The organism is Neorhizobium sp. P1_A6 (assembly GCF_056406795.1).
Genome location: NZ_JBFTZM010000003.1, coordinates 42,744 through 59,574 on the forward strand (window position 1 = coordinate 42,744; position 16,831 = coordinate 59,574).

Annotated in this window: 13 protein-coding genes and 1 pseudogene; 4 read left to right on the forward strand and 10 right to left on the reverse strand. The window is 59.8% G+C overall.

Annotation, left to right across the window (positions count from 1 at the left end; all coding sequences use genetic code 11):
• Positions 1-2 precede the first annotated feature (2 nt).
• From AC1D3C_RS07125 to AC1D3C_RS07150, 6 genes are all read right to left on the reverse strand, one after another.
• Entirely contained in the window at positions 3-2,060 is a 2,058-nt protein-coding gene (locus tag AC1D3C_RS07125; protein WP_477482407.1) for a dipeptide ABC transporter ATP-binding protein, read from the reverse strand.
• Positions 2,057-2,920 carry an ABC transporter permease gene (locus tag AC1D3C_RS07130; RefSeq protein WP_477482408.1) on the reverse strand — a complete coding sequence of 288 codons (864 nt, stop codon included), beginning with the start codon at positions 2,918-2,920 and terminating at the stop codon, positions 2,057-2,059. The genes AC1D3C_RS07125 and AC1D3C_RS07130 overlap by 4 nt, the downstream gene beginning before the upstream one ends.
• A 2-nt stretch (positions 2,921-2,922) precedes the next feature.
• Positions 2,923-3,870: an ABC transporter permease gene (locus tag AC1D3C_RS07135; RefSeq protein ID WP_040124732.1), complete on the reverse strand. Its 948-nt coding sequence runs from the start codon at positions 3,868-3,870 to the stop codon at positions 2,923-2,925.
• Between the two features lies 1 nt (position 3,871).
• Positions 3,872-5,422 (reverse strand): ABC transporter substrate-binding protein, encoded by a 1,551-nt coding sequence (locus tag AC1D3C_RS07140; RefSeq protein ID WP_477482409.1) that lies wholly within the window; start codon positions 5,420-5,422, stop codon positions 3,872-3,874.
• A gap of 917 nt (positions 5,423-6,339) precedes the next feature.
• Positions 6,340-6,795, reverse strand: a complete 456-nt coding sequence (locus AC1D3C_RS07145) for an RbsD/FucU family protein (RefSeq protein WP_477482410.1) — start codon at positions 6,793-6,795, stop codon at positions 6,340-6,342.
• Between the two features lie 153 nt (positions 6,796-6,948).
• Positions 6,949-8,109, reverse strand: a complete 1,161-nt coding sequence (locus tag AC1D3C_RS07150; protein WP_477482679.1) for an iron-containing alcohol dehydrogenase — start codon at positions 8,107-8,109, stop codon at positions 6,949-6,951.
• Positions 8,110-9,854: 1,745 nt separating this feature from the next.
• Here AC1D3C_RS07150 and AC1D3C_RS07155 point away from each other — a divergent pair.
• The 4 genes from AC1D3C_RS07155 (at position 9,855) to AC1D3C_RS07170 (ending at position 12,749) form a co-directional block, all read left to right on the forward strand.
• Complete coding sequence (locus AC1D3C_RS07155; RefSeq protein ID WP_477482411.1) at positions 9,855-10,205, forward strand: hypothetical protein; 351 nt, start codon at positions 9,855-9,857, stop codon at positions 10,203-10,205.
• Positions 10,198-10,455 carry a hypothetical protein gene (locus AC1D3C_RS07160; protein ID WP_477482412.1) on the forward strand — a complete coding sequence of 86 codons (258 nt, stop codon included), beginning with the start codon at positions 10,198-10,200 and terminating at the stop codon, positions 10,453-10,455. The genes AC1D3C_RS07155 and AC1D3C_RS07160 overlap by 8 nt, the downstream gene beginning before the upstream one ends.
• 63 nt (positions 10,456-10,518) lie before the next feature.
• Entirely contained in the window at positions 10,519-11,787 is a 1,269-nt protein-coding gene (locus AC1D3C_RS07165) for a DNA cytosine methyltransferase (protein WP_477482413.1), read from the forward strand.
• Positions 11,788-11,888: 101 nt separating this feature from the next.
• Entirely contained in the window at positions 11,889-12,749 is an 861-nt protein-coding gene (locus tag AC1D3C_RS07170) for a hypothetical protein (protein ID WP_477482414.1), read from the forward strand.
• Between the two features lie 225 nt (positions 12,750-12,974).
• On the opposite strand, the gene AC1D3C_RS07175 is transcribed toward AC1D3C_RS07170, so the two are convergent.
• The 4 genes and pseudogenes from AC1D3C_RS07175 to AC1D3C_RS07190 form a co-directional block, all read right to left on the reverse strand.
• Positions 12,975-13,919 carry a helix-turn-helix domain-containing protein gene (locus AC1D3C_RS07175; protein WP_477482415.1) on the reverse strand — a complete coding sequence of 315 codons (945 nt, stop codon included), beginning with the start codon at positions 13,917-13,919 and terminating at the stop codon, positions 12,975-12,977.
• Positions 13,920-14,185: 266 nt separating this feature from the next.
• A pseudogene (locus AC1D3C_RS07180) lies at positions 14,186-14,590 on the reverse strand (branched-chain amino acid ABC transporter permease); the annotation flags it as partial.
• A gap of 9 nt (positions 14,591-14,599) precedes the next feature.
• Positions 14,600-15,736: an ABC transporter substrate-binding protein gene (locus AC1D3C_RS07185; protein ID WP_477482416.1), complete on the reverse strand. Its 1,137-nt coding sequence runs from the start codon at positions 15,734-15,736 to the stop codon at positions 14,600-14,602.
• A 297-nt stretch (positions 15,737-16,033) separates the two neighbouring features.
• A complete protein-coding gene (locus tag AC1D3C_RS07190; RefSeq protein WP_477482417.1) occupies positions 16,034-16,822 on the reverse strand; it encodes an SDR family NAD(P)-dependent oxidoreductase in 789 nt (262 codons plus the stop codon).
• Positions 16,823-16,831 lie beyond the last annotated feature (9 nt).

The window sequence follows — 16,831 nt, forward strand, 5'->3', positions numbered from 1 at the left end:
CCTCATCTCCCCGTCCGGATCTGCAAAGACGTGCCCGCAAAATGACAGGCAGCCTTCTGTCCGCTACCAGTTTCCTGGAGGCTTGGTGAACTGGTGGAACAGATTTCCCGCTCCGGAAAATACGCCGGCCCGATCGGACAGCGGGTGCGGAAACGGCAGCCGCTCGGCGGATTGGCGGGGCTCGGCATATCGCCGGCAAGTACGATCTTCTCCTGCGGCGCGTCGAGCACCAGTTCCGGCGTCGAGGAAATCAGCGCCGCCGTATAGGGATGCTGCGGAGAGCCGTAGACCTGTTCGGCCGTGCCAAGCTCGACGATCTTGCCAAGATACATCACCGCGACATTATCGCTGATATGGCGCACCACCGAAAGGTCGTGGGCGATGAACAGGTAACCGAGCCCGAGTTCGTCGCGCAGTTCCTCCAGGAGGTTGATGATCTGCGCCTGGATCGAGACGTCGAGCGCCGAGACCGGCTCGTCGCAGATCAGAAGCTTCGGCTCGGTGGCGAGCGCTCGCGCAATGCCGACGCGCTGGCGCTGGCCGCCGGAAAGCTCGTAAGGGTAACGTTCGAGGAAATCCTCGTTCAGCCCGACCCGCAGCAGCAATTCGACCGAGCGCTGCCGTGCTTTCTCGCCGTGGACGCCGGCGACGCCCAGAGCTTCACCGAGCGACTGGGCGATACTGCGGCGCGGATTGAGCGAGGCGAACGGGTCCTGGAAGACATATTGGATGGTTCGGGTGATCGTGTCGCGATCCTCCTGATCCATCGCACTGACATCGCGGCCCGCGACCGTGATCTTCCCCGCGGCAATCGGATTGATGCCGACAATGGTGCGCGACAGCGTGGACTTGCCGCAACCGGATTCGCCGACAAGGCCCAGCGTTTCTCCGGGACGGATCTCGAGCGATACGCCGTCCACCGCAAAGATCGGTTTGGCCTTGGAAAAGAACGAACCCGAACCGCGGTTGACGTCTGTCCTGAGGTCGTCGATCCTCAGGACAGGCTCGGCCGAAAGGGTCCGCCGGGTCTTGAGCGCAAGACCTTCTTCTTCCGGTACGACGGGGATGCCAGTGGCCGCGCTCACCCAGCAGGCGGCGGAATGACCGGGCGCCAATGCCTCCAGCTTCGGCACGTCCGTGCGGCAGCGATCGACCGCGAAGTGACAGCGCGGATGGAAGGCGCAGCCGGAGGGAAGCCGCGCCGGCGTCGGCGGCGAGCCGGGAATGGCGCGCAGCTGGCTGCCGGTATCGCTGTCGATGCGAGGCACGGAATGCAGCAGCGCCGCGGTGTAGGGATGGCGCGGCGCGGAAAAGACATTGGCTACCGTACCTCGCTCCACGACCCGGCCGCCATACATGACGACGAGATCGTCGCATAGTTCGGCCACCACGCCCATGTCGTGGGTGATCATGATGATCGACAGGCCGAGTTCGTCCTTCAGCTCACAAAGAAGCCGCAGGATCTGCGCCTGGATCGTCACGTCGAGCGCCGTGGTCGGTTCGTCGGCGATCAGCAGCGAAGGTTTGTTGGCAAGCGCGATGGCGATCACCACACGCTGGCGCATGCCGCCGGAAAACTGGTGCGGGTACTGGTCGAAATTGTGCTCCACATCCGGAATACCGACCTGCCGCAGCAGCTCGAGGGCCCGTTCGCGCGCCGCCGCCCGGCCTGCGCCATGGACCACAAGCGCCTCGGCGATCTGTTCACCGACGGTCATCACCGGGTTCAGGGCCGCCTGCGGGTCCTGGAAGACCATGGCGATATCCTTGCCGCGAATCTTGCGCATCTCGGTTTCCGGCAGGCCGACGAGATCGCGGCCGTTGAACATCACCTTGCCGGTATCGATCCGGCCGGGATGGCGCAGCATGCCGAGGACCGAGCGTACGGTGACCGACTTGCCGGAACCGGATTCGCCAACGATGCCGAGCACGCGGCGCGGTTTCACCTCGAAGGAGACGTTGTCGATGATGCGGATATTCGTATGCCGGCCGGCGAAGGAGGCGGACAGTCCCTCGACATTCAACAGCGGCGCAACGGACTGGACTGAAATGTCGGTCATTTGCGGTTCACCGTATCGTTCAAGGCGTCGGCCAGCATGCTGAAGGCAAGCGCGACGAGGATGAGGATGACGGTCGGACCGAGCACATAAGTCGGCGCACGGCTGACATAACGCATGCCGTTGTTGAGCAGCGTTCCGAGTGACGGTTCCGGCGGCTGCAATCCAAGCCCGACGATGCTGAGCGCCGCCTCGATGAAGATCGCCGAAACGACAAAGACGGCGCCTTGTACGATGATCGGGTCGATGGCGTTCGGCAAGATGTGGCGGACCATGATCTGCCATTTACCGACGCCCAGCGTGCGAGCCGCGATGACGTATTCCCGCTGTTGCTGGGCGAGCAGCGTGGCGCGGGCAAGGCGTCCGAAGCTTGGCAGACCGGAAATGACGATCGCCACCAACAGCGCCGTCCAACCGGCGCCGAGCACCAGCACGACGCAGATGCCGAGGATGAGCCCCGGGAAGCCCACGATGATATCGAGGCAACGCTGCACGAAATTGCCGAGTCTTGGCGAAACTGCCCCGATCAACCCAAGCAGCGTGCCTGCCACCATACTGACAGGCACCGCACAATAAACAAGCGTCAGGTCCGACCTTAGCCCGTAGATGCTGCGCACAAAAAGATCGCGGCCGAGTTCGTCGGTGCCGAAGAAATGCACGAGCGACGGTGCCCGCAACGATTCCCGGGACTGGATGTCGTAGCCGAGAGGAAAGATAAACGGAGCCAGAAAGGCAAGCGCCGAGATGAGAATGATCACCGTCAGCGCCACAATGCCGCGCGTCGTGGTGAACGCCTGCATGTAGCCGGCGATCGACGGATTGAACCAATGGCGATGGATCAATTCCGATTGCGGTGCGGCCATGGTCAACTCTCCAGCCGGATGCGCGGATCGAGCGCCGCGATAGTGATTTCGGACAAAAGCTGTATCAGCACTGCAACCAGAACCGCCCCGAGGATCAGCGCCTGCAGCACCAGATAGTCACGGTTTTGGACGCTGGAGACCGCAAGCTGGCCAAGCCCGTTCCGGGCAAAGATTGCCTCGATGACGATCGCGCCGCCCAAGAGCTCGCCGGCCCGAAGCCCGATTGCGACGATCGCCGGGCCGAGGCTGTTGCGCAAAAGATGGCGGCGCATTAGCCGGCCCGGCGGCACACCCTTTGCCTTGGCAAGATCGATGAAGTCTTCACCGCGCACCGAATTGATCGCTGTGGTCAAAAGCCTGGCGACAACCGCCGCCTGCGGCAACGCGAGTGCGAAGGCCGGCAGGATGAGGAATTGCAGCCCCTTCAACGGGTCGCGCAGCAGGCCGATCTCGCCGCTGACGGGCAGGATCGGAAAGGCGATGCCGAGCAGCAGGATCAGCAGCAGACCGGTGAGGAAAGGCGGCGTCGCCAGACAGATGGTGTTGAGAATGTCGAGCCCTGCCCTGGCGGACTGATGGCGCAACGTTGCCGACAGGATGCCGAGCGTGAAGCCGATGATGATCATCAGCATCAGCGCCAGCGCCGCAAGCTCGACCGTGCTTTCCAGCCTGCTCATGATCAGCGTCGAGACCGGGCGGCGCATGGCAAATGAGCGTCCGAGATCGCCATGCAGGAGGTTCCACATCCAATGGAAATACTGCTCGTGGAGCGGCCCGTTGAGGCCGATCTGTTCGCGCACCGCGGCGAGCTGTTCGGGGCTTGCATCCGATCCCGCCAGTGCCACGGCGGGATCGCCGGGCGCCATCCGTGGCAGAATAAAGGCGATGAGAGAACTCGCAATCGCCACCACCACCACCGACGGGAGTTTCTTGAGGAGGAAGGTCAGCATCTCACTCGGCCAGATAAGCTTCGCCGTAGAGCATCTGCGAGCGGAGCGTCGCCTTCACGCCCTTTAGCGTGTCGGAGAGGATGGTCTGGCCCGGTGTCTGCAACAGCGACAGGCTGAAGGCCTCATCGAGCATGTAGTCGGAGAGCGCCTTGACTGCCTTGTCGGTTGCATCAGGCGAGTTGGCCGCCGTCACCGCGTTACGCAGCGTGACATACTGGTCGGACCAGAAGCCAGACGGGTTTCCCTGACGGAGCGAGGGAAGCGAGGAAAGCAGCGTCGCTGTGCTGAAACCGACCTGGCCGTGGATCAGCAGGAATGCGGGGCCGAGATCCCCGGCGACCTGCCGTTTGTCGAAATCCGCAACGTCGAGGACCACTGCTTCCGGCGCAAGCCCGATTTCCTTGAGATTGTTCTGAACGATCTCGAAAATGCTGCGATTCGCCGGGATGGAGGGCACGATGATTGGCACCTTGGCACCCGTGGTGCCGCCCTTTTCGATCAGCGCCTTGGCCTTCGTCGGATCATAGCTGTAGCGGTTCGCCTGCTCCTCACCATAACCCGGCGAGCCGACACCCCAGAAGAGATCGGTCGGAGTACCGATACCGCCAAATACCTGTTCGTTGATACGCTGGCGGTCGATCGCATAACCGAGTGCCTGGCGCACTTCCTTCTTATCGAACGGCGCCTTGGTAACATTGACGCCAAACGGATAGATAGCCCCGCCTGAATTCAGGAACTGGTATTGCGGGTTGCCCTCGAATTCGACGAGGTCGTTCTGCGAAAGTCCCGTCGCCATGACGGAACGGCCGCTGCGTAACGCCGAAACCGATGCGGTGCTATCGGTGATGATCGCGAATTCGATCGAGTCGAGATAAGGCAGGTTCCTGTCGCGGTAACCGGTATAGCGCTCCAGCATGATCGAGGCGCCCGGCGTCCATTTGGCGAACTTGAACGGGCCGGTGCCGATCACCTGGGAGCCGTCCTCGCGCTTGGTATAGGTTTCCTTGTCGATGACGTTAGCCTCTTCGAAGAGGTCAAAGATGTTGGCGAGCGGCTTCTTGAACTTGATCGTCAGCGTCGTCGGACTGGTGACGTCGATGCTCTGGAACTCCTTGGCGATGAAGCCGACCTGGGCGGCGGTTTCCGGCAGGGCCATGGTCTCCAGCGTGAACTTCACGTCGTCGGCCGTCATCCTGCGGCCGGTATGGAAGGTCACGTCGTCGCGCAGCACGATTTCCATCGAGAGTCCGTCGGCGGCCACTTTCCAGGACTTGGCGAGCAGAGGTTTGACTTCGAAGGTCTTGGGGTCGGTCTGGGTCAGCGTTTCGAAGACGTTCTTCACCCAAGGCGAATTGCCGGCACGCAGTGTCAGGATGTTGCGTGGCTGGGCATCCGCCGTCTGCGAGACAGTGATCGCCCCCCCGCGAACCGGCTTGCTATCTTGGGCTTTCGCCGGAACGGCGGCACAGAGACCAAAGGCCAGAACGGCCCAGAAAATCATCCCGCCGATGGGGCGGGCATGGCGAATTGCAGGCAAAATCCTGTTGGTCATCAATCTTCCTCCCGAGTGCGACCGAACAGGCGCGACGCGCCTGCCTCCTCCGGTCATCATGCGCCTAATTATACCGAGCGCTCGCTAGATTTAGCGTCGCTGGGTTTTCTCCGTTTGTCAAGCTCGCCATGTGCCGGCGGATTTCGTAGTGACCAACAGTTGGCAGCTGGCCTGTCCGCCAGACGAGTAGCTCCCGGCTGTCTAATCGCAGGATTGATACGGCTGGCCTTCAACCAAGAGCGATGGGCATCCCCGAAAGAAAGCTAGACACTGCTACTTTAGGTGACCTAGCGGGGGCTTCGCTGGTGAACTACGTTCGGCGGCATGACAACTAAATCAAGAATTGCTGGTCGCCGAGCGGGGATTGGTGCTGGTGGGATAGTCCTGCTAGGCGCCGTCGTCGCCGGCTCTTATTTCGTGTCTATCGAGCGAAGCAGGCCGGGCAACTGCCGCCCGTTCCTGACGCAGCTATCGTGTCGCCTAACCGCTGAAGTTAGCGTAAAAGGCTAACGCCTGCGGCTTTATCCCGACGAACGTCGAGACAAGAACATCGCCGATTCCTCGTTTAGTGAGCGGTGGCTATAAAAGGGCGCACCTCAGGATCGGGTACTCGGGCCGCGACCGACCCGGCAATAGAGCCGGCGAATATTCCATTGTCCGCCGAACGCTCCCCAAATCGCGATACAGTCCGAAATTCGGACCGACAGGAGATTTTTCCCCAAGCTTCGCAATCGCGGTTGATCGAGACGACTGCATATCCGGGCAAGGCGGATACTTCCGCACTGCGATAGTCTTTGACCTTTCGCAAAAGCCGGTGCCGGCTATAATCTCGCTCACGGCTGAAATTCTCGGCGCGAGGCAGGCCGTGTCGGCGACGAAAATTCCGAGAATGGAATTCCGGTTCCCATGCCCATACCTCACACGCCTACAGGTGGAATGACACCCTTGGTGAACAGGAAGCAGCCATAGAAGCGGGTTTCCCCAGTCGAGATCACGCAATAGGCCTTCTTGGCCAGATCGTAGAAATCGAAGCGCGCGATGCCGTACATGGGTGAAGGCCTGCCTTCCGCTTGGTCGATCTCCGCCTGCACTTCGCTTTGCACCGTCGGAATTTCGCCCGGCGCGCCCATGACTTCCATGCGGCCGGCAGAATTCTGGAGCGGCGTGTCGAGCGGCAGCACCGAGAGAATGGCACGGATTGCCTGCTGTGCCGGGAGGTTGGCCATGCTGAGCGGCCGCCCGACCACCGTCTGCCTGGCGACGCTGTCGCTCGGGAAGTTGGTGTCGGAGACGACCAGCATGTCCCCGTGCCCCATGGAGCGAAGCGCGTGCAGCACGTCGGCGTTCAACGCCGGATGAATGTTCTTAAGCATGATGTCCTCCTCATTGGCATTTACTTGACGGCGCCTGCAGTCGGCCTCTTGGCGATATAGCGGTCCAGAAATATGCCGACGAGGACCAGAGGCATGATTGCACTCATTCGGAACCTTCTGGGCTGGACCGTTCAGGAGCTGTTCGTTCCGCCATCACCAGGCCGCCCGGTATATCGAGAGGGCGTCCGCCTCGCCGACCTCGCGGGGGTTGTTGACGAGAAGCCGGGTCTGTTTCATGGCGTCCCGCGCCATTCCGGCCAGGTGTTCTTCTCCTATACCCACCTCTCGCAGCCGCGGCTGAAGCCCGAGCTTAAGCGACAACCCGGCAAGTCGCTCGATGAAAGCGGCGCATCGTCCCTGGTCACCCTGTTCCAAAGCGAGGTCCGGAAAGACGTCGGCCGCGATCTCCGCGTATATCGACGCAGCGTCCGGCGCGTTGAACCGCAGGACGTGCGGGAGCACGAGCGCGTTTGAAAGGCCGTGAGGAATGTGGAAGGTTCCGCCGATCGGATAGGCCAACGCATGAACCGCCGCCACGGGGGAGTTCGCGAAGGCCTGTCCAGCCAGCATCGAGCCGAGAAGCATTGCGCCGCGGGCGGCACGATCCGTTCCGTCAAAGACCGCCTTTTCGATATTCGCGCCCAGAAGCTGCAGAGCCTGACGCGCAAGCATCTTTGAAAGAGGGTTGTTGTTCGCGCTCTTCGACGCATATGCCTCGATCGCATGGACCATGGCATCGATGCCGGTGGCAGCCGTTATGTGAGCGGGAAGGCCTAAGGTCAGATCGGGATCGAGGATCGCGATGTCGGGCAGGATGATCGGCGACGACACGCCACGCTTCTCGTCGCCGCCGACAGTGATAATGGAAACCGGGGTGACTTCCGATCCTGTTCCGGCCGTGGTGGGAACAAGAACCAGGGGCAGCCGCGGACCCTTCGCGTTCCCCACGCCCCACGCATCGTCGAGGGGCTCACCTGAACCGCAAAGCAATGCGACGACTTTGGCCACGTCAAGTGAAGAACCGCCGCCGAAGCCGATGACCCCGGAGACATTATCAGCCTTGGCGGCGCCTGCCGCGGCCATCACGGTCGCGAGCGATGGGTCGGCTTCGACTCCATCGAACACAGTGGTCTCGATGCCGGAGACAGCGAGAGACGCGAGAGCAGGTTCACAGAGGCCAAGCCGTCGCAATCCGGGGTCTGTCACGAAGAGAATACGGCGGCCGAGCTTCTGCTTTACGAGATCGCCGATCGCAGTTGCAGCGCCAGGTCGAAAGACGATCTGTGCAGTCGTACTGAAGACAAACGGGCTCATGCATTTTTCCTTTGCCGATTTGCGCCTACGCCACGGGATGCCGTCGCCACGTTTGTCCTGTAGGATTTTCCCGCAACCCGCATGGCGCTGATCGTGACCCCATCCGATCTGCATTTCACCTCAGTAGATCAAGGCTTTACCGGATCGATCATAGGGGTCGACCTTCGGTGCTGATTCACAGCGCTGATCGTCGATACTCTGAGACATCGGAGCTGAACACGCAGCCCGCATCGTTAATTACTCCAGTCAGCCAAGATAGCTTAGACCCTGTCGGATCGTCCAGAATGCGGAGGTCATCCAACACATCTCGTACCAAACAAATTGCGCTTTCGGGTCGCGAACACCGCAGCGAGTAACGCCGCCATCAGCAACGAAATGACCGGCCGTACCATCCGGTAGCGAGGCGACCCGAGATACATACCCTGCCCCTCTTGGTATGAGATGTAGATTTGATGCCGGCGAGATTATCCCATAGCATCTTCAAAGTAATTGTTCCTCAGGGATTTCTCAATGTTGTCTAACGTTGTCCTCCGATTGATTGACGATGCCCTCGAAAACCATCTACCAACGGTCTCAGACGAATTCGCGCGTCATGAAGGTCTGATTTTCCAGCGTGGACTAATGAGTCTGTTGGCAATGATTGCAGAAACCGCTGCCTTGGGCAGGGTACCGATAGACTTAGACGGTTCAAATTTCGGAAGCCGCATCGGCGACCGGATCGCCAACGACAGATGGCGGCAGGTTGCCGACGCAGGCCTGACCGGGCTGAGGAGCTCGCATCACAATACCCTATCGGCTTCATCGTAGGAACGCTCCGTCGTTCCCCCGTTGCTCACTTCGGGCGCGCTTTCATTTGCGCCGGTGCCAAAAGCTCTCCAGAATTGGGTATTCACCAAGGACAAATCGAGTGCCGACATACCTAATCGACATGACAATGATGGCGACCTTTCGGGTCACTGCTGAAGATGAAGTCATAGCGCTGCAGGAGCTCATGCGCATTACATGCGATCTACAGCTTGACCTCCACGTCGGCTGTCAAACGCCTATCGAATTCGTCAATGTTACCTGCCGAGACAACGATCCGGAAGTCGTTGATGTGTTCTGAGTGGTGCTGATGCCCCGACCACCAATAGCCGAGCACATGACCCGGCCTGCCGAGGCCGGTCCCATCGAACCAACCCCTCGGATCGCTGTCGAGTAGACATGTTGCTTGTGAAGCGCCCCCAAAGAGTTGCCGTTTAACACCCAACGCTCTTCGCATCGCGTGCGCGGCGGCCCGCCGCCAAACTTGTCGCCGTCCGGGCCGCGCCCCTGCGGCTGTCGATCCGCCGGATGCAAAATCATCACGCCAAATGTGGATACAGAATGCTCCCCGTTCCCTTCGAGTTCTTCTATTTCCGGCGAAAAAGCTCGCCTTCTCTCTCAAGCAACGTTCGAGTTCTACATTTATTGAATAAATGAAGACCTCGTCACCTTCCAACATGGAATACTAAAGAACTTAGTTCTACAATTAATAATTTTAAGAAAAATGGTTTCTCAATACTCCGTGATATTGAAATTTCGTTTCAATTATGCTATCTTTGAGGCGTCGTAAAGATCAGCGGGTTGACCGAACCGTAAGTGCAATAAGCTTCGTGTAGCGCACATAATACTTCGGACAGACGACGGTCTTCAAAGTAAACCCATGGGCAATCGGGCCGCTTGGCGCGACCGGCGAAGCTATGCCCGGATGAAAGAAGGACGAGATGGAAACTTTCGAACTGGACGGACGATCAATTGAAAACCCAGTTTTCTGCGCGCATCGACGCGCAAAAAACTGGACTGCAATTATGGTCGGAAAAAACGCAGCAAACGCACAGCGTACATTTCTGCCGACGCGCGGGCGCATTGTCGATCTGTCCAGAGCCGTGTCGGGCGATCTTCTCAAGTTTGCCGGCGACTCAATTTCCGCAAGCGGCATCCGTCGCTCTAATCGCACGTGGTGGCTCGTGCGCGACATCAACGACAATGAGATGACCGTCGACGTGTTTGAGACGCTCGCGAGCGCGATGCGTGATGCACCGCAGGCCGCCGCAAAGGCCAGCGCCAATGGCTGATCGCGTATACGTCAGTCTGAACGTCCTGGCTCATTCGTTCCACTATGTCGCGGATGCGATCAACGCATGGGGCGATGTCGACGGCGCTGTGTTCAATTATCAGCATGGCGACCTCGTCATCGATCATCGGCAGGCGGATCTGTTCGTCATGTCTTCTGCTGAGAGAGCAGCGCCGCACGTCGCTTTTCACGTGTTCGATCTTCGCAATCCTTCGGACTTCATCGCGATCTTTGGCGGTGACGATTGGTGACCGAACCTTTCACCATCTATCTCGCACTTCGCACGATCTATAATCATAACGATGGAGTACAGCGTGAAATTCGTTGAACTGTTTGCCGGCGCTGGGGGAATCTCACTGGGGCTCCTGAGAGCCGGGCTGCTCCAGTCTGCAGCATACGATTGCTGGCCGGTCGCGGTCGAAAATCATCGCAGGAACGTCAGCGAGCATATTTCGGAGGCTGATCTCAGCAATCCGCTAAAGGTCATCGCCGAGCTGCTCGTCCTTCAGCCCGACGTGGTTGTCGGGGGGCCGCCTTGCCAGGATTTTTCGGGCGCCGGCCTTCGGAAAGCCGGTGATAACGCAAATCTGACTCTGGCATTCGCCTCGATCGTGGTCGCGGCGAGGCCGTCGTGGTTCCTGATGGAGAACGTGATCCAGGCAAAGAATTTCGATATTTTCCGGTTGGCTGTGGAGATGTACAAAAAGGCTGGATACGGCCTTTCCGTCGTCGAGGTGGACGCGAGCAGGTTTGGCATTGCGCAGCGTCGGCGACGGTTAATCGTCATCGGCCGCCATGGAGAGCGAGACGGCTTTCTTGATAGCGCCGTCACCGCGGCAGCGTCGGCTGAACGCATGACAGTTCGAGAGTTCTTCACCAACGTGAACATCACTCGTCATCCAGAAGATCAACGGCTGCTGGATGTCGGCTACTTCTATGCCCGGCCCCTGCACGCCGGGCGTGGTGTGCGCAGTATAGATGAGCCGATGTCGACAATTACGCGGACGTCATGGGAACGCCCGACGGCGCGGTATACGAACAATCCGCATCCCGACGACCCGATCCCCGCGACGGAAGCTGTGGTCCTGTCAATGCGTCAACTGTCGATGCTGCAGGGATTTCCGGAAGACTATGAGTGGCGTGCAACGGCAAAACGCGACATCTATCAGATGGTGGCCAATGCGGTCCCCGCCCCGCTCGCGGAGGCTTTGGGTCAGGTGATCCTGGCACGCGAGTTTGGGCATGAGATTCCGCGCGCTGAAGGTCGCTTCGTCCGATGGCTCAGGCGTCACGGCAAGAGCCCCGCAACGGCTCGCCAGATACGCTCAAATGTAAACACGGCGCGGCGTCTCCTGAAGGGGCGGATCCACGCCGAGCTCGCGATCGAGCTTGCCGTCCTGGAAACGAGCCTGGAGTTCCAAGCGCTCTCCGGCTCACGCAGGTCAGCGCTTCGACGCGCGCTGATCTTGCACGCGGAATATCTCGACTACAATGCAGAAAAGACCGTCCGAAAAGGCCGGATGCGCCGGGATCCCGCAGCGCCCGCTGTGGTGGGTCCAGACGTCTATAGGCACGCCGTCTAGCGGCGCCATTCTCCCCACATTGAATATCGAACCCAACCCGCGACCTGCGGCGGCATTCACTGTCGACCGCTGCAGGATACCGCAACCCAATGAGGTCTCAAATGTCAGCAATCCGTGCAATTCCATCCAGGAACGTCAGCATCTATCTGGTCGGCCGAGATATTGTCGAAGAGCCGGTCGCTCTCGATGGACGGCTTGTTCCTACGGTGCATCATGCGATCGATATCGCTCTGCGGAGAATGTCCGAACGATCCGACGCGGCGTTTTACGCCGATCGGACCGACGGTCTGACCGGGCGGATCGTTGAATATAAGGATGTGAAAGCGAAGCATGTTCCGCGCGGCGGCGTACTGCATAGTGTTTACCAGGTCGATGGTGACAAACACTTTTCGATGGACGACGCGATAGGGTTGTCTTCTAATCCCGCCGCCGATTTGTTGTTCCAAGTCATCGTTTTCGACGCGATTCGCGAGTTCGCAGACGATCTCGAAGCCGTGCATTCGGCGCTTGAAGAGGAGGCCAATCTGGTCGTCATCGATGAGGCGATCGATCGTGCTTACGAGAGCGCTCTGGCCTGCCAGGATTACGGAAACTATGTTCTTCCCGACTTCGAAAAGGATATTGGCGACCTGTTAAAGCGAGCCGGGTTGCGCCGCGATCAGGATGGTCATCTTGAACCGCGGGTGGATATTCGGGTCATCTCGACACGCCTCGCCAACGTGAAACCTGGCCGGAAATCGTTGCGTTTCGAGTATTCGATTGATGATCGTGAAACATGGCTTCCGGGCCGTGAGTACGTGGACGTAGAAGACGACGGCTCAATGTCTCTGCTCGAAGACCGAGAATGGGTGACGGAACGCTCCCGTCTGAGCGTCCGGCAGATTGAGGCGATCGATGCCGTCGTGTGGGTGGCACTGAAACGTATGGAAGGCCGACCTCCATTTGCTGAGCCGGGACAATAATCACCGGCATCTCACGTTTTAACTGAAAAACAGCACGCCCCTCGGAGCTCCGACGGCGCCGACTGCAAACACAGCATCGGACTCAGTAATGATGCCCGCGAAGGGGACAGCACGCCGCTAGGCTGTCCCCTCTCAAGCCCGTTAGTGAACGAGCACCATTCCGCAGCAGCCGCAAGCCTGCATGGACAACCTGAGACCGAGAGCTGAGCTTTTGTGCAAGCCTGGTCAACGTCCGGTTTTGCTAAAGCGGTAGCTGCTCGGGGGGACGCCAAATTTCTCTTTGAAGCGGCGGCTGAAGTGCGACAGGTCGCGGAAACCGAGCCTGAAGGCGATATCCGATACGGAATTGTGCGACCAGTCGGGCGAGCCTAGCGCTTCCGCAGCGCGATCGAGCCGCTCGGTGATTATGAAGGTGCGAAACGTGGTTCCGGCCCGAGCAAGAACGTAGTGCAGGGACCGTTCCGAGATGCCGATCCGGTTGGCTACCATGCCTGGAGCAAGTTCGGGATCCTCGATATGGGCGGTCAGAAAGCCGAGCACCCGGCACCGCAGCTGTTGGTCCCGAACCGAGCCGGGATCTTGACTGGGCCGGACTCCGACCAACTCTGAGATGATCTGACCCAGAGCGACCTCTTCGTTGGTGCCGATCTCCATTTCGGTCGTGGAGAGCTCCATCAGCAGATGTGACAGTATGCGGGTGGCGATTTTTTCACCCGGCAAATGAAGTGCCACCCCAGGGGATAGCCATGGACATGATTTTTCCAGGGCGCTGCGGGGAACCAGCGCGATGATCCGTTCCACAGGGTCAGAGAATTGCAGACTCATCGGTCGGGCGGCGCTGACTATGCCCACGTCCCCCGGCCGTAGCTGGAACCTGTGATCACCCTGGGTCACGCTCGTCACGCCCGACACCTGATAGCTGACCAGATATCGTTCATCCGGCTTGGCACGCAGAAGCCTGTGGGACCGCTCGATAGCATGCCCCTGCGACTTGAACCTGACAAAGTTACCCGCGAGATGGCTCTTCAGGCTCAACTCGGCTGAAAAGCGCGACACGTCGGCCGCCGCATGTGCATCGACATGCAGCAATGTATCGCAAACGATGTCTTTCCAGTAGTCGAACCGTTCTGCGGATCCGATCGACGTGGTGGACCATGTGCCCGGGTGCACCTAAGAAATTCCCTTCCCAAAAGCTGGCCAATCAGGCGCTTCCAACGGACTTGCGCTTCCGGCAAGGAGATCGTGCGTGCGCAACCAAGCCTTGTCAACTGCGTTTAGCTAGAAATACTTCAGGTTCAAAGTAATTCGCACTGACCGCGCGGGGCGGCGCAATCGCGACCCGTAGGGCCGTTGGGTTCAAGAAGACCGGGACGATTACGGGGTCTCGTTGAAACGACGCCGGCGCGCCACCCGAGCCGCATGCGGCTCTTGCGCGTCGGCAGCGCGACGGCGCCCTGCAGAAGCGGCGGGATGTCGAGATAGAGCGGGAAGGAGCCGAACAGCCAGCGCGTGCCTTCCGAAAATATCAGGATCAGCGCGAAGGTGGCGAGCACCTGGTCGAGGTGATCGCGGTCGTAGAGCCTGCGGATCACCACGAGTTCGACGATCGCCCCGGCGGCCGCGGCCGCGACGAGGCTGGCGATCAATCCGATCCAGAACTATCCGGTCCACGCCGCCACGGTGGCGCAGGCGAATGCGCCGACCATGTAGAGCGAGCCGTGAGCGAGATTGATCAGGCCCATGACGCCGAAGATCAGCGTCAGCCCGGCAGCCATGAGAAACAACATGACGCCGAGCTGCAGGCCATTGAGCAACTGCTCGAGAGCAAGTGCCAAAGTCACCGGCGGACCTTAGATCTTGCAGTCTTTGGCGTAGGCATCGCCGTGATCGGCAAAGATCTTCTCCACCGTCTTGTTGGTGATGACGCCGTTCTGCTTCACCACTTCCGTCAGGTAGATGTCCTGGATCGGATGCTGGTTGGTGTTGAACTTGAACTTTCCACGCGGGGACTGGATGTCGGCCTTGCGAAGTTCGGCGCCAAAGGCATCGGCGTTCTTGACGCTTGCCTTGGAAGCGGCCGACAGGATGAGCTGGGCTGCGTCATAGCCCCCGACGGCATAGAGCGAAGGAAGGCGGTTATATTCCTTCTGGAAGTCGGCCACAAACTTCTTGTTAGCCGGGTTGTCCAGATCCTGCACCCATTGGCCGGACGCCTTTGCGCCGAGAGCGGCATCGCCAATTGCCGGCAGGACGTCCTGGCTGAAGGAGAAGCCCGGGCCCATGACCGGGATTTTGACGCCCGACTGGGCGAACTGCTTCATGAAGGCGATGCCCATGCCGCCGGGCAGGAAGGTGAAGATGCCATCGGCGCCGGAAGCGCGCATCTGGGCGATTTCGGCAGCGTAGTCGGTCTGGCCGACCTGGGTGTAGACTTCGGCGGCGAGCTGGCCCTTGTAATAACGCTTGAAGCCGGTCAGCGAATCCTTGCCGGCCGGATAGTTCGGGGCGAGGATGAACATCTTCTTGTAGCCCTTGTTGGCATATTCGCCCATGGCTTCATGAAGGTTGTCGTTCTGGTAGGCGGCGTTGAAATAGAGCGCATTGCAGTTCTTGCCGGCAAGTGCGGCCGGGGCTGCGTTGGTCGAAACGTAGAACTTGCCTTGCGCGACTGCTCCCGGAACGACGGCCATCAGCAGGTTCGACCAGACGATGCCGGTCAGGATGTCGACCTGATTGCTCTGGATCATCTTGTCGGCGATCTGAACGGCCAGTTCCGGCTTCTGCGCGTCGTCCTCGGTGACGACGGTGATGTCCTTGTTGCCGGAACTCTTGATCGCCAGCATGAAGCCGTCGCGCGTGTCGATGCCGAGGCCGGCCCCGCCGCCCGACAGCGTGGTGATCATGCCGATCTTCAAAGGCTCGGCGAAAGCCATGCCGGCGGTGCTCATGCTCAGCGCCAAAGTGGCTGCAGCAAGCATTTTCTTCATGTGACGAACTCCCGTTTGTTGTTGTGTCGTTCCCAGATTCCGGCGGTGGACGAGGTTTCCACCGAAGGTTTTTTACCTTCCACATTTGCGTGGAACTTCCGATCGCACAGGCACGCCAAATTCCGCCTGTTGTGCAGTATGGTTACGCGGGCAAATCCTGCTTCAGCCTGAAGCGCTGGATCTTGCCGGACTCTGTCTTCGGCAGCGCATCGGTGAAGCATTTTCAGTTCCCCAAAGCGTTCTTCTGTCGTTGCGGCTTTTTGCTCGGAAAGCCCGTTAATCAATAGGGCCTGACTCCTAAGGAGTGAGGCGCCCACCGTTCAGGTGCAGCACCTGGCCTGTCATGTAGCGGCTGCCCTGCCCGGCCAGAAAAAGCATCGGGCCGACCACATCCTGCGCATTGGCCACCCGACCGAGCGGGATGCTGGCGACGTACTTCGCGCTGATGTCGTCGAACCAGGAGCGGGCGCCCTTGTCCTCGACGCGCCCCGTACCACCGGATAGGAAGTCAGTATCGACCGCTCCCGGCGCTACGGAATTGGCGCGGACAGTTGGTGCCAGTTCGGCCGCGAAAGCCTTGGTCAGGGAGATAAGCCCGCCCTTGGAGGCAGCATAGGCCGACATGCCGGGCATTACCTGGTAGGCGAGGCTTGAGGCCACCGTGACGATCGCAGAGTCACGCCCCTGCTTTAGAAGCGGTGATAGCCCGTTCACAAGCAGGTATGCCGACGTCAAATTTACCGACATCAGCTCGTTCCACTTGTCTATCGGCACTTCGCTCAGCGGACGTCGCGGGATAATGGGAAACCCACTCAGGAAAAAGAGGCATTCCAAGCCGTCGTGCCGAGCAGTCACGGTATTGACGGCCCGCTCTATGCTCTCCGGGTCACGACCGTCGAACGCGACATAGGAAACGCCTTTGATCGCTTCGGCACTCTCGATCGCCGACGGTGTGTCGAGCACCGTAACGTCCATGCGATGATCGACGCATGCCTTCACCAGAATCTTGCCAATGCCGCCGCAGCCCCCCGCGACCACCACGCGCGATCCTGCCTCAGGCAGCATGGTCAAATTCAAACCGCTCATTACCGTCTC